General features: G+C 35.5%; 16 protein-coding genes. 9 read left to right on the top strand and 7 right to left on the bottom strand.

The window, feature by feature from the left end; translation table 11 throughout:
- Positions 1-136 precede the first annotated feature (136 nt).
- The 6 genes from IGK01_RS07015 to IGK01_RS07040 all read right to left on the bottom strand — a co-directional run bounded on the left by IGK01_RS07015 (position 137) and on the right by IGK01_RS07040 (position 4,301).
- Complete coding sequence (locus IGK01_RS07015; RefSeq protein WP_010735415.1) at positions 137-1,138, bottom strand: N-acetylmuramoyl-L-alanine amidase; 1,002 nt, start codon at positions 1,136-1,138, stop codon at positions 137-139.
- A 122-nt stretch (positions 1,139-1,260) separates the two neighbouring features.
- Complete coding sequence (locus IGK01_RS07020) at positions 1,261-2,160, bottom strand: peptidoglycan recognition protein family protein (RefSeq protein WP_224434735.1); 900 nt, start codon at positions 2,158-2,160, stop codon at positions 1,261-1,263.
- Between the two features lie 30 nt (positions 2,161-2,190).
- Complete coding sequence (locus IGK01_RS07025; protein ID WP_010735413.1) at positions 2,191-2,463, bottom strand: holin; 273 nt, start codon at positions 2,461-2,463, stop codon at positions 2,191-2,193.
- Position 2,464: 1 nt separating this feature from the next.
- Positions 2,465-2,698, bottom strand: a complete 234-nt coding sequence (locus IGK01_RS07030; protein ID WP_023519700.1) for a hypothetical protein — start codon at positions 2,696-2,698, stop codon at positions 2,465-2,467.
- A gap of 287 nt (positions 2,699-2,985) precedes the next feature.
- On the bottom strand, positions 2,986-3,399 hold the full coding sequence (locus IGK01_RS07035) for an ArpU family phage packaging/lysis transcriptional regulator (protein WP_023519701.1): 414 nt from the start codon (positions 3,397-3,399) through the stop codon (positions 2,986-2,988).
- 641 nt (positions 3,400-4,040) lie between these two features.
- Positions 4,041-4,301, bottom strand: a complete 261-nt coding sequence (locus IGK01_RS07040; protein WP_066025029.1) for a helix-turn-helix domain-containing protein — start codon at positions 4,299-4,301, stop codon at positions 4,041-4,043.
- 135 nt (positions 4,302-4,436) lie between these two features.
- Between IGK01_RS07040 and IGK01_RS07045 the strand changes: the two genes are divergently transcribed.
- The 7 genes from IGK01_RS07045 (at position 4,437) to bsh (ending at position 8,981) form a co-directional block, all read left to right on the top strand.
- On the top strand, positions 4,437-4,883 hold the full coding sequence (locus IGK01_RS07045; protein ID WP_023519703.1) for a helix-turn-helix domain-containing protein: 447 nt from the start codon (positions 4,437-4,439) through the stop codon (positions 4,881-4,883).
- Between the two features lie 97 nt (positions 4,884-4,980).
- A complete protein-coding gene (locus IGK01_RS07050; RefSeq protein WP_023519704.1) occupies positions 4,981-5,172 on the top strand; it encodes a hypothetical protein in 192 nt (63 codons plus the stop codon).
- Between the two features lie 203 nt (positions 5,173-5,375).
- Entirely contained in the window at positions 5,376-5,735 is a 360-nt protein-coding gene (locus IGK01_RS07055; protein WP_010735408.1) for a PaaI family thioesterase, read from the top strand.
- A gap of 237 nt (positions 5,736-5,972) precedes the next feature.
- Positions 5,973-6,821, top strand: a complete 849-nt coding sequence (locus IGK01_RS07060; RefSeq protein WP_062805210.1) for a YitT family protein — start codon at positions 5,973-5,975, stop codon at positions 6,819-6,821.
- A 162-nt stretch (positions 6,822-6,983) separates the two neighbouring features.
- Complete coding sequence (locus IGK01_RS07065) at positions 6,984-7,394, top strand: organic hydroperoxide resistance protein (RefSeq protein WP_010735406.1); 411 nt, start codon at positions 6,984-6,986, stop codon at positions 7,392-7,394.
- Positions 7,395-7,449: 55 nt separating this feature from the next.
- Positions 7,450-7,890: a MarR family winged helix-turn-helix transcriptional regulator gene (locus IGK01_RS07070; protein WP_010735405.1), complete on the top strand. Its 441-nt coding sequence runs from the start codon at positions 7,450-7,452 to the stop codon at positions 7,888-7,890.
- A gap of 116 nt (positions 7,891-8,006) precedes the next feature.
- A complete protein-coding gene (gene bsh, locus IGK01_RS07075) occupies positions 8,007-8,981 on the top strand; it encodes a choloylglycine hydrolase (RefSeq protein WP_010735404.1) in 975 nt (324 codons plus the stop codon).
- A gap of 71 nt (positions 8,982-9,052) precedes the next feature.
- Here bsh and IGK01_RS07080 read toward each other — a convergent pair whose 3' ends face one another.
- Complete coding sequence (locus tag IGK01_RS07080; protein WP_438840613.1) at positions 9,053-10,411, bottom strand: LPXTG cell wall anchor domain-containing protein; 1,359 nt, start codon at positions 10,409-10,411, stop codon at positions 9,053-9,055.
- Positions 10,412-10,540: 129 nt separating this feature from the next.
- Here IGK01_RS07080 and IGK01_RS07085 point away from each other — a divergent pair, with 129 nt between their 5' ends.
- Complete coding sequence (locus IGK01_RS07085; protein WP_438840614.1) at positions 10,541-12,073, top strand: helix-turn-helix domain-containing protein; 1,533 nt, start codon at positions 10,541-10,543, stop codon at positions 12,071-12,073.
- Between the two features lie 141 nt (positions 12,074-12,214).
- On the top strand, positions 12,215-12,565 hold the full coding sequence (locus IGK01_RS07090; protein ID WP_438840615.1) for a DUF2200 domain-containing protein: 351 nt from the start codon (positions 12,215-12,217) through the stop codon (positions 12,563-12,565).
- The last annotated feature ends 4 nt before the right edge of the window (positions 12,566-12,569 follow it).

Consider the following 12,569-nt stretch of genomic DNA (forward strand, 5'->3'; position numbering starts at 1 on the left):
TCGATGTAGTTTCAAAGGCAAATCTTTCGAAAACAAGTAAAAAAACGAAAATTTATTTTCAAATTCTCGTTTTTTTACTTGTTTCTGTTAGTTTTCGGCTTTTCTCAAAACTGTGCGTAATTATTAATTATAGCAATTAGATTTCAATGCCAGTAACCCAGTATGAAGTAACGATTCCATTAGCAGTTGAACCAATAGCCAACCAAGTATAACCTTCACTAATTGACTGTCTTACAAAGGCATGGCCATTCTTTTGTACGAGTATTTTGTCATATTCGAACGTTTCCCCCAGATCCACGCGACGTAGTATTGGCAGACTAGTTGGATTGGTTACATTGTCACTTGAAGGTCCTCGTAAGTTGATCCCTCCTGAAATAGCGACAGTCACCTCGCCTTTTCTTTCAATCCATTCATTATCAGAAGATGCTTCTGCTACTAATGATCCTGAAACCCAGCCGTTACCATCCACTTCATACCAGTGTCTGATACCATTCACTAACTCCCCGTTGATCGTCACTCGTGCAGAATGGAAAACTTGACTTCTAGTTAATTGACGTAAGATTGCTGATCGTGTGTTTGGCTCTTGGCGTACATTTAAAACATCTGCTGCTACGACCATTTCTTTATTCCAATCATGCATGATATAGTCCGGTTCTGGAACGTTGCCATCCCCACCATTAAGGATATCTCTGACAGCATCCATATTTGTCCCTGGACAAATATTTGACGCATGTCCACTAAACTCATTATGACCTAAGACGTTTTCAACGGATAAACCAAATCGTTCCATTGCGGCTTTCGCACGCTGATTGAAAGCTTCTTCTTGAGCTTCCGTAAATGAACCATTTCCTACTAAACAGATATGATAGGTTGGTGTATTGTGCCCACCAACACCATTAGTTACATCTTCATCAAAGTAGCACCATTGTACAGTTCCGTCACGTAAGATAATCTCATGATAACCGCCAGTTCCCCAGCCTAGTTCTCCATTCCAATATTGTTGAAAGATAAAAACATCTCCTGTTTCAGTTGCTGAATGGTGACGTGCAATGTTTTTGACCACTGAAACGTCTCGTTTCGCATTAGTTGGTCCTAAAATCCGTGAATCTCCTCGTAAATCCTCAATTTTGATTGTCATAATAATCTTCCTTTCTCTGATTTTATTATTTTACAAAATCATTTTCTCATTAAATTTTGATATTTTATTTATTGTTGTATTGTTTTTGTTTGATTATAATATGAACAATGAAACAAACTTTATTATCGTTTAGGAATGGTCAAAGTATATTCTGGAAAAGAAACATCAACTGTTTGTCCACTGATCATATTTCCGTTTGGTTCATTCGTCCGTCTTAACATCGGAAATACTTTTTTTCCTGCATGTTTTTGAATGTCAAGTGTGCCGTCCAAACCAAACCGTAAACCAGTTGGTAAGCCGTAAGCAACATTCACATCGTCTCGTATAATGCCTGCTGACCGACAACGACCAATTTCTACAGAGGGATTATCGGCATCTATCCAAAAAACATAGCCTAGATCCAAAAAGGCTGCTCCATTTTGGGGTATTAACCATCCTGCTATCCGAAATATACCTAAAGATAGCTCATTAAATATTTCTAATTTTCCTCGATAGTTTCCGACTACCTTGGGTGGACTAGCTAAAATGATTTCATCATGTGTCAAGTCCTCAGCATCACCTAAGCGATCACGAATCATCCTCATGTTAATACCCGGACAGATAGTCGAAGAGTGTCCAATGAACTCATTGTGCCCCAAAACATCCTTCACTGATAGGTCAAAACGTTGCATCGCCGCTTTTGCTCGCGTGTCAAATGCTTTTTCCTGTTCTTTAGTGAACGAGCCATTTCCAACAAGACAAATATGGTAGGTTGGTATGTTATGTCCCCCCACACCATTTGTGATATCTTCATCAAAGTAACACCATTGTACCGTGCCATCTCTTAGGATAATCTCATGATAGCCACCAGTTCCCCACCCCAATGTGTTCTTCCAATAGTTTTGAAACGCCCATACATCTCCTGTGGTTGTTGCCGAATGATGACGCGCAATTTTAGTTATTTCTGATGCCTTTCTTTTGGCATTGGTCGGTCCTAAAATACGTCCATCTCCTCGTAGATCCTCCAGTCTTATCTTCCTCACCTCCTTTACTGGTTAAAGAAACTTGGACGATCAATTGCTTTTATTAGACTCCTGTAACTTCATTACATGATCTCCTAAATCAAATAATCCACCTGCGGCCAAACCAGCAATCGCTCCTGCCCATAAATAAAGAATGAGATCCTGTGGAACGAATGAGAAGGAATACAGCCCACTAAGCAAAATTCCAGTAACCACGTTGCTGATAGGCAAAAGTTTACTGCGTCCTATTTGTCCTTTCACCAGTTCTGTCACACCGACGACCAGTGGTGTGATAATACTTGAAATCGTTAAGATTTCGGTCAACCTACTTCACCTCCTTTCCAATTTGTTTGAAAATAGATTTGATTTGTTCTTCAATAATTGAGAGACGATTGCCATACTCGATTTGGCTTTTTTCTACTCGAACAATAGTATTCTCTAATTTCCCCAATGTATGATCGAGCTTTGTAAACATTGCATAGAATTTTGCTACGCCTACAATCAACGTTCCACCAAGTGTTATGACAGCCATCCATTCACCAATTGATACTTCCGTCATTCTCTACCTCCGTTATCTTTGACGTTTTTGTTTCTGTGAGAGTATTTGTATCTTTCATCATTTGATTCTTCTTTCGTTTCATATAGTGACTTAAGTTGATTGCTCTATTTTCTTTATTCCACTATATGTGCCATGTTCATCTTGAAAATGTAGATACACCTATCTATCACCTGTTATTACATAGAAAAACAAATACTTATTATTTTCTGCCATTTCCTAAGCTTACATTCATACTAGCATCAAAGAAGAGATGGGAACCGCCAATCATCTGCCAAAAAAACGCCAAATTATTTATACGCAATCAGTTTTCCAGTCTTATATGCTTCAGCGAATTCAATCAATGCTTCTGCTTTTTTTCTCTGAATCGTTCTTTCGGAATAACCGATTTCAAGACTAATCTTATAATTCGAAAAACTTTCAGGAACAAAATAAGAATAATAAAGGATCATTCGATTCGTTAGACTCAAAACCATCAAAGCATTTAAGATTGCATTCCTTTCTGCTTCAATCGCTATCATTTGCATAGATGCCCTTTCTGAAGATTGATCAGAAAGAGTTGCTTTTAAGCTATTGATTCTATGAGGAGATTGAATGTCGACTGTGACACGTCCTACCAGCCGATCAAGTTTACGAAAATTTTTTAAAACTTCTCTCACATTACATCTTGTTTGTTTCATATCTATTCTTTTGGGGTACATCACAAAAAATCACTCCTTTAAAAATTCATCTTTTAGATCTACTGATATAAAGTATTTGGCTTCTACTAGTCAAACCACAAACTAAATTGCACAGAGTTTTCATTTTATTTCTTTTCCAACTCATATATAAATAGACGTTTCGTAAGGTATGAAGTATTTTTTTGTCATACTATACTTAAACTAATGATTGTTCGAATTAGCCAATCATTAAATCTTCATAACCAATATCATTGGATACACAATACTTTTCTATTTCTTTTCGTGTCTATTCAGGATGATTGACCTGTTTGACCGGATTTTTGAGATTACGTAATCCAGACTCCATTTTTACTCCTCTTTTCCAACGTGGTTTTCCCTTCAATTACCTCATTACTGCTTCTATTCCTTCAGAATCTGGTTGGATAAACCGAAGATTTGTATGTCCGAGTTTTTTCTTTTTTTCTAGACCGACAGTTCAATGGCATTCTTACTCACTCCTTAATAAAAATTAAATGTGTCTGCTTATATTAGTACCTATTACAAGGACGCTAAAATGTTGAAAGACCATCGTTTGGTTTAAATGATTTTATTCGTCACATCAAATAATAGGTCATATGCTGTTCATCAATTTTAAGTGGTTATCTTGATGTTTATCACATGAATCACTAAAGATTATTTTGGTTTAATCCACGCGAAATATAACTTAAAGTTGATTTGTTACCGAAAAATATATAGTCATCGGAAATACCATAAATTTCCGAAAATTTCTTTGCTAAAGAAATTGGCACATCAGTGGCATCATCCTCGTACTCAGCAAGCTGTTCCTTAGTAAGATTTAGACCATAACTATTTTGCAGAATGTCAATTACTTCAGTCTGATTCAAATCTGAATTTACTCTTGCTGCTTTCAAAGATATTTGCAACATATAAAACACCTCCTATTTATACATTTTAATATAACTTAAAGTTATAGTAAATAATTTTATATAACTATGTATAACTTAATGTTGATTTAGACCAGTTTCTGGTATATTATTGGAGTAAGAACTCGGAGGATTATTATGGATAAAAATATTATTGGACAGAAGATTAGTGAACTAAGGCATAAACAACAAATGACGCAAGAAGAATTGGCAATAAAAGTCGGTGTTAGCAAGCAAACTATTTCTAATTGGGAAACTGGATTAAAAACACCTCGTATGGGTGCTATTCAAAAAATTGCTGAGTTATTTCATGTGACAAAAGGTTATATTATTGAAGGTGAGGAAGAAAATTCTCGTCGTCTACTCTCTATCTTTGAAAAACTTAATAGCGAAAGACAACAGTCAGTCATCTCTTTTGCAGGAAAAAAATTAGAAGAACAACAGTTAGAAACAAAGCTTGATAATGAAGAACTTCTCAAAGAAATTGATGAATTCGTAGAAGAATATGGATTCGAGGCCTTTGAAAATTTACATAAAGTAATTACCAGTAAAAGGCAAAAAGAACAAAATAAAAATATCAGCTAAATCCCTCTCCCCCTTTTTAAACGAACGGTTACAATTTTAGAATAATAATAATATAATTGTTATATAACCGTATATATAGGGGGTGTTTTTTTTCTGATTGCCTAAAAAAAATAAATTTTCAAAAGAAATAGTTGATTTTGAAAAAAGACTTCATCATAAAAAGGCAGGAGTAGAAAAAGAAAAAGCATTGGTTAAAGGGATAATTGGTGGCTATACGCCTAATGAAATAAAAGAAATCCGGAAATTAATGAAAAAACTAAAAAAAGCAGACCATTATTTGTTTTTATGAACTTTGGCATTTTTTCTGGTAAAAGATTTAGAACAAGTGTTTCATTCAAACTAAATGATTAAATTTTAACTGACAGTTCTTCCATTCATCAGTAAAAAATTTTTAATTGAATACCCTAATAGTTCGCAAACAGTGTTTGAATGATAAAAATAGAGTTTAATTATGACAGTAGCAATAAAGAATAAGAAATAAGGAGTAACAGGATGAATTTATTAGATCATCTAGGGATTGAAACGTGTATTGTTTCACCTAAAGAAGTCCAATTGACTTTAGCAATTGACGAAAAGCATCACCAACCTTATGGCTATTTGCATGGAGGAATCAATGCTGTATTGATCGAAACGGCTTGTAGCATTGGGGCTAACGAATATTTACAAGCCCCCCACTTTGCTGTAGGTATCGATCTGCAAGTCCAACATTTGAATAAAGCCTCTACAGGTAACTTGAGAGTGGTTGCACAACCTGAAAAAATCGGGAAAAATATTCATTTTTGGCAGGCAACGATTTATTTAGATAATGATTTAAAAATCGCTACAGGGCAATGCACCTTGATGGTCAATTAGCTTTTGTAAATAGTTTCTATAAATAACGAGTCAGCATAAATCAAAAAATACACGCTTTGTTCCATTTCATAATTGTTTTTATTGATTGGTGTCCAATATTTCGACCCATTTTAGCTTTGAACGATTCATTATAAATTTAGGTTTATCTAACTTTCTTTTTCAACTTTGTTAACTTTTATACAAAATTAATGTATAATGAGAATAGTTGGAAATAAATGTATAGTAGGAAGTGGATAAATGAAACACGGTAGAAATATAATTTGGACATACATTAAAATAGTATTTGCTTTAACTATTTTAGCTATCAGTATCAACATGTTTTTAGGTCCGCATCACATTGCAGCTGGTGGCGTAAGTGGACTTGGTATTTTACTTGAGTCAGCTTTAGGTTTGAACCGAGCAACAGTTATACTAGTTTTGAATATCATCATGTTGATTTTGGCCTTGATTTTTTTAGGCAAGAAACCTTTCTTTAAAGTATTATTTGGTAGTTTAGTCTTCCCAGCGATCATTGAGATCGTCCCAGAGTATATGATCACGCCTGATCGTCTCTTATCAGTCATTTTCGGTAGTGCGATCTTTGCTTTGGGTGTAGCTATCTTATACAAAAATAATTCATCTAGTGGCGGTACCACGATTCCTCCCCTTATCTTCAAAAAATACTTCAATATAAGTACTTCCATTGGACTTTTGATGACCGATGCTGTCGTTGTTTCCTTAACCTTATTTGTTTTTGGATTTGATGAATTTCTCTATGCGATTCTGTCGATCGTAATTACATCCATCGTGATGAATTACATTGAAACAGGAACAAATCGTCAAAAATCGATCATGGTTCTAAGCGAGAATCATCTTTTAGAAATCCATACACGTTTAAGTCAGGAGATTGGACGTGGGTTCACGATCCTAGAAGCTAGAGGCGGTTATAGTAATCTATCAAAAGAAGTGTTGTTGATGGTTGTAACTGACCAAGAATTTTCTAAAGTCAAACCGATAATTGAAGAAATCGATCCGAATGCTTTTGTCATCGTCAATAGTGTAGCAGAAGTCATGGGTAGTGGATTTACGTACCATCCGATCGAATGATGTCACAATTAAAATGAACGGACCTATTCCTATAAAAAAGTCTACTCTTAGTTTTTATTCATAAACCAGGAGTAGACTTTTTTCAAAGCAAGTTAGTTGCTCTACCTAATTAAATTGTGTACAATTTAATTGTATCAAATATAAAAAGAGGAGTGATTTTTAATGAAAAAAATGTATTCAACAAAAATGATCAATACTGGCGGACGTTCTGGGGAAGTACACAGTCCAGATCACTCATTCGAGCTTAACATTGCAGCTCCAGGTAAACGTGTAGAAGATGCAACAAATCCGGAACAATTGTTTGCCGCTGGCTTCAGTGCATGTTTCAATAGCGCATTAGACTTGATCAAAACACAAAAAAATATTGACGGTGCATCAACAATCAGCGCTCAAGTGTCTCTATATGCAGAAAGTGAAATGAGTTTTGTGTTAGGCGTTGAGATCGAAGGTTCAGTTGAAGGTTTATCAATCGAAGAAACACAAGAATTACTAGAAGCTGCACATAAAGTTTGTCCTTATTCAAAAGCAACAGCTGGCAATATTGAAGTTACTTTGACAGCCGTAGAGAACTAGATTTTTTTAGAAAAAACAAGTATGCTATAAAGTAGCACATTAGGAGGTGGTCTATTTGGAGGAGTTATTACTAAAAAATCAATTATGCTTTCCTTTATATGCCACCTCTAAAGAAATTACTCGTTACTATACGCCCTTGTTGAGGCCACTTGATCTTACTTATACGCAGTATCTTGTTTTACTTGTTTTATGGGAGAGAAAACAAATCACCATGAAGGAATTAGGAAAGATCTTGTGTTTGGATTCAGGAACTTTGACTCCTGTAATAAAGAAATTAACTAGTAAGCAGTATATCACTCGTAAAAGAGATGATTCAGATGAACGAGTATCTATCCTATCTCTAACTGAACAAGGACTTTTGTTGCAAGAACAAGCAAAAGACATTCCAGAAAAGATCCTTGATTTTTTACCTTTAGATGAAGAAGAATTATCTATGCTACTTTACTTGACTAAAAAAATGCTTAAAAATTTTAATAAAGAACAACACGCTCGGTAATCACATTACCGAGTTTTTTTCGCTTGATTGACCAGTTTATAAGAAAAGAGGATCATTTTATTAGTAATTTTTCCTTTATCGTCTTAATATAGAATTAAACAAAGGAGGTTATTATAATGTGTACATCTATTACTTACACAACAAACGATCATTATTTTGGACGGAATTTGGATTTAGAGATTTCTTATAATGAACAGGTGACGATCACTCCAAGAAATTTTCCTTTTGTTTATCGGAAAGCACCAAAACAAGAGTCTCACTATGCGATCATCGGTATGGCAGCAGTTGTAGATAACTACCCCCTCTATTATGATGCAACAAATGAAAAAGGTTTGAGTATGGCTGGTTTGAATTTCCCTGGAAATGCCCATTTTTTTGACGAAGATGCCGAAAAGACCAATATCACACCATTTGAATTTATTCCTTGGATATTGAGTCAATGTAAAAACGTGGAAGAAGCTCGTACGTTATTAGTGGATATCAATTTAGTCAACATCAATTTCAGTGAAGAACTACCGTTATCTCCTCTTCATTGGATATTAGCAGATCAAAAAACATCGATTGTTATTGAATCAGTTGCCGAAGGATTAAAAATTTATGATAATCCAATCGGTGTACTAACAAATAATCCAACCTTTGACTATCAATTATTTAATTTGAACAACTATCGGTCAGTCTCACCGACTACCCTTAAAAACCATTTCTCCGATGAACTTGATTTATCAGTCTATTCTCGCGGTATGGGCGGATTAGGTTTACCTGGAGATTTATCATCTGCTTCTCGTTTTGTCAAAGTTGCATTTACAAAATTAAATTCTGTCAAAGCAACGACTGAACAGGAAAGCGTTAGTCAATTCTTCCATATCCTAAAATCGGTCGAACAACAAAAAGGACTATGTGACGTTGGGAATGGTAAATTTGAGTATACGATCTATTCTTCTTGTTGCAATGTGGATAAAGGAATCTATTACTACACGACTTACACAAATAGCCAAATTAATGCAGTCGATATGACGAAAGAAGATTTAGATAGTACAGAATTACTTACCTATCCATTGATTGAAGAAGAACAAGTCCACTATGTTAACTGATTATTAATCATTTTCTACGCAAAAATGCCTTGAAACATTCCGTTTCAAGGCGTTTTTACCTATTACAATCATTAGTTGATTTTTCTAAAAGTAACCATACTCATTCCTGTGATCAGCAGACCAAACATCCATGTAAAGAAGCGATTGTGCTCTCCTGTTTTAGGTAATTGCTTCGTTGCTTCCTCTGTGGCTGTTGCAGAGTTCTTATCATTAGCTGCTTGATTTGAAGAGTGAACTATTTTTGTCATTGGCAGAATTTCTTTCGCAATTTCAGACGATTGTTTATTTACCAGTACATCTGTCGTATCAATATGTGGAATTGATTGTTTTCGAATTTGGGACAATGGTTTTACTTGCTCAGGTATTGTGATCGCTGGATTGCTGCCTTCAGGGTGGATTTGTGGTTTAATCACTTCTTCACCACCATGTCCACCATTTCCATCTTCCTCGTTATCCCCTTCATAGTTTCCATTGTTCCCCTCTGGTTTATCCGGTTTTGCATCTGGATTCTCATCTGGGTTCTCGTCCGGATTATCCGGTGTCTCATCGGGATTTTCATCCGGATTATCCGGTGTCTCGTCTGGATTTTCATCTGGATTATCCGGTGTCTCATCTGGGTTCTCGTCCGGATTATCTGGTGTCACATCGGGATTTTCATCCGGATTATCCGGTGTCTCATCTGGGTTCTCGTCCGGATTATCTGGTGTCACATCGGGATTTTCATCCGGATTATCCGGTGTCTCATCTGGGTTCTCGTCCGGATTATCTGGTGTCACATCGGGATTTTCATCCGGATTATCTGGTGTCATATCGGGATTTTTATCCGGATTATCCGGTGTCTCGTCTGGATTTTCATCTGGATTATCCGGTTTAGGATTAGGATCTGGATTAGGATCTGGATTAGGATCTGGATTAGGATCTGGCTCAGTCAAGCCCCCTGTTCCTCCAGCTTTTTGTTCAACTGTTTGACGTTGACTATATGGTGTCAAATGATGACTGTCCTCAGGTTGACCATCTGCTACTTTTACGGTAAATAAAGCAGGTCTATTGATTGGTTGTGTCAGTGTAATATTAAACGTAAAAGTTGCTAGTTTGTTGTGGAATACAAGTGAAGCTGGATCGTGTTCGATCTTCAACGCTGGATCAACGTTTTCAAATTGGACAACAGACTGTAAAATCGGTTGAATATCCCCTGAATAAGTCACCAGTGCCTTCACCGTGATCGTCTCTCCTAGTTTAAGTCTCATAATACCAGAGTTTGCTGAAACATGCTCTTCTAAAAATTTGATTTGATTCACATTTGCCCAGACGGAATGAGAAGCTAGTTGAGCGACATCATTGCTAGGTTGTTCATCTGTCTGTGCAGCTTCGACTGATACAGAAACACTACTCAGTAAAACTGAAGCAAAGAGAAGACTTAAATATTTCATGAGAATTCCTCCTATTTAATATCATTATCATGTTAAACATAAGATAATATAGATTGAGACGGAAGATTTACTGTTTTTTTGTTGAAAATAAAGAAATTTTCAGTAAAATTTTCAACCGGAGGAATTTCAATGCAAACACAAGAAGCAATCAAAAAGTTTTTATTAAAGAAGAAAAATGTAACAAAGCTTGAGATTTTTCTTTTTTTAACAGAGCATCAGTTCTTTATCACCACGCACTATCTAGCCGACCATTTTAAGATGTCTGATTCAAATTTTCTTTTATATCTTCATGAAATCGAACAGGACTTCCATGCTTTGGGCATAAATAATCTGGAAGTAGTGAAAAACAAAAAGTTTGTCAAAATTTCTTTGAACGATGCTGACCTTGCGAAGTGTTATTACGAATTATTTGGTAAATATTGTTTTGAATCAACTAATTTTCAAATCATCGCTGCCTTACTTCGACAAAAAGTCAACTCAATGGTCACGATCAGCCAAATGACAAATTACAGCCCTTCATATCTCTATTCTAAAATGAAAGCAATCAACCAATTTTTAGCTCTATATGGAATCTCCTTCAAGTTTTCAAGTAAAGGAAAAAAAATAATCACTGGTAGTGAAGTTCAAATCCAATATTGTTTTCTAGATGTTTATTGGACGATTTTTGCTAATACGTCCCTTCCCTATCACAAGGAAGAGCCAAAAAAAATCGATTACACTCTTCATGTCTTCTTCAAGAAAGAGTTATTGGATGGGATGAATGGTGGCGTCTTGGATAAGTTGTATCTTCTTTTAAAACTTTGCCAGGATAATTTTCCCATGACTTCTTTAGAAAATGTTCAAAAAGAATTAAGTCAGTTTAAGTATATTGATCTTCTAATTGAACCTGATGTGGATATTTTAAATCCTGATTTACCGATTTGTCGGGAACAACGAATCATACTCAATTTATTAGCACGCCTAACGATTTCTCAATTGGATAGTGAAGAACAAAGTTTGACGCACTATCAAAGACTGTTAGCGATCGATTTTCCTTATTTGATTTATTCCAAGAACTTAGTCGAAACATTCAGTCAGCATTTCGCTTTAGAGCTACCTGAAAAACAAAAAAAGTTATATGCACTGTCCTTTACGATCAATAAACTTCACAATACCTTTTTGGATAGCGAACAGCCGAATACACCTTTACCAACTTTTTTGCTTTATAGGGATCAGAAAAACTATGAACACTTAAGAACCGTGGTCGCTGAATTTTATGAGAACTTCCGGCAAGAAAATTGGCATTACTTAACAGATTTTCTAGAAAAAGAAAATATTTCATGGGTAGTCGAAGAATTACTACATTTCTACGACCGATTCAAAAAGCAACCGCCAATCATTATCGGTGTGAATCACACGAAAGACTTTTATATCAGCAAAGATTTAATTGTTAAAATTGAACAAATCTTTTCAAAAGAAGCGATCGTCATCCAACGTTACTATATGGAGCGTTGCGATATCGTCATTAGTGATTGTCCACTAAACCAGCTACCCGAGCGTATCAAAAAGATTTATTTGTTAAACGGCATCGTTCGCCCAGATGATTGGAAAAAGATGATTGCTCAATTAGCTACCTATATTTTTGAGATTAAACAAGAACGTGACTACGCTGATTTTGATTGATCATCACAGAAACAATTAGCTCAGTATCCTGTAGCGTTCTTACTATCTATCCCCCTGTTCACTGAACTTTCATGAGACTTGACACTATAGCTATTCTTTTCGAACAGTTCATTATATAATAATGGAAAAAGGAGCTTCTTTATGACTGAACATCGAATTTTTACTATGCCCTTTTCTTCTGTCTATCCTCTTTATCTAAAAAAAGCAGAACGAAAAAATCGTACAAAAGAGGAAGTTGACCAAATCGTTTATTGGTTGACCGGCTATAAACAAGCTGAATTAGAGGAACAGATCAAACTGGAAAAGGACTTCAAAACTTTCTTTGCTGAGGCACCGAGATTGAATCCTGACCGTAAATTTATCACTGGCGTCATTTGTGGTGTTAGAGTAGAAAATATTGAAGAGCCATTGATGCAAGAAATTCGTTATTTGGATAAGTTGATCGATGAGTTAGCTAAAGGAAAGAAAATAGAAAAAATTCTAAGAAAATAATGGA

Origin of the sequence: Enterococcus sp. AZ080, from assembly GCF_051714945.1 — a bacterium.
Taxonomy (GTDB): Bacteria; Bacillota; Bacilli; order Lactobacillales; family Enterococcaceae; genus Enterococcus_B; species Enterococcus_B pernyi.

What these genes read in the sequence shown, in the direction of transcription:
- IGK01_RS07015 (WP_010735415.1), bottom strand. Translation starts at nt 1,138, where the DNA reads ATGACAATCAAAATTGAGGATTTACGAGGAGATTCACGGATTTTAGGA.
- IGK01_RS07030 (WP_023519700.1), bottom strand. Translation starts at nt 2,698, where the DNA reads ATGACGGAAGTATCAATTGGTGAATGGATGGCTGTCATAACACTTGGT.
- IGK01_RS07040 (WP_066025029.1), bottom strand. Translation starts at nt 4,301, where the DNA reads ATGTTGCAAATATCTTTGAAAGCAGCAAGAGTAAATTCAGATTTGAAT.
- IGK01_RS07045 (WP_023519703.1), top strand. Translation starts at nt 4,437, where the DNA reads ATGGATAAAAATATTATTGGACAGAAGATTAGTGAACTAAGGCATAAA.
- IGK01_RS07055 (WP_010735408.1), top strand. Translation starts at nt 5,376, where the DNA reads ATGAATTTATTAGATCATCTAGGGATTGAAACGTGTATTGTTTCACCT.
- IGK01_RS07060 (WP_062805210.1), top strand. Translation starts at nt 5,973, where the DNA reads ATGAAACACGGTAGAAATATAATTTGGACATACATTAAAATAGTATTT.
- IGK01_RS07065 (WP_010735406.1), top strand. Translation starts at nt 6,984, where the DNA reads ATGAAAAAAATGTATTCAACAAAAATGATCAATACTGGCGGACGTTCT.
- bsh (WP_010735404.1), top strand. Translation starts at nt 8,007, where the DNA reads ATGTGTACATCTATTACTTACACAACAAACGATCATTATTTTGGACGG.
- IGK01_RS07080 (WP_438840613.1), bottom strand. Translation starts at nt 10,411, where the DNA reads ATGAAATATTTAAGTCTTCTCTTTGCTTCAGTTTTACTGAGTAGTGTT.
- IGK01_RS07085 (WP_438840614.1), top strand. Translation starts at nt 10,541, where the DNA reads ATGCAAACACAAGAAGCAATCAAAAAGTTTTTATTAAAGAAGAAAAAT.
- IGK01_RS07090 (WP_438840615.1), top strand. Translation starts at nt 12,215, where the DNA reads ATGACTGAACATCGAATTTTTACTATGCCCTTTTCTTCTGTCTATCCT.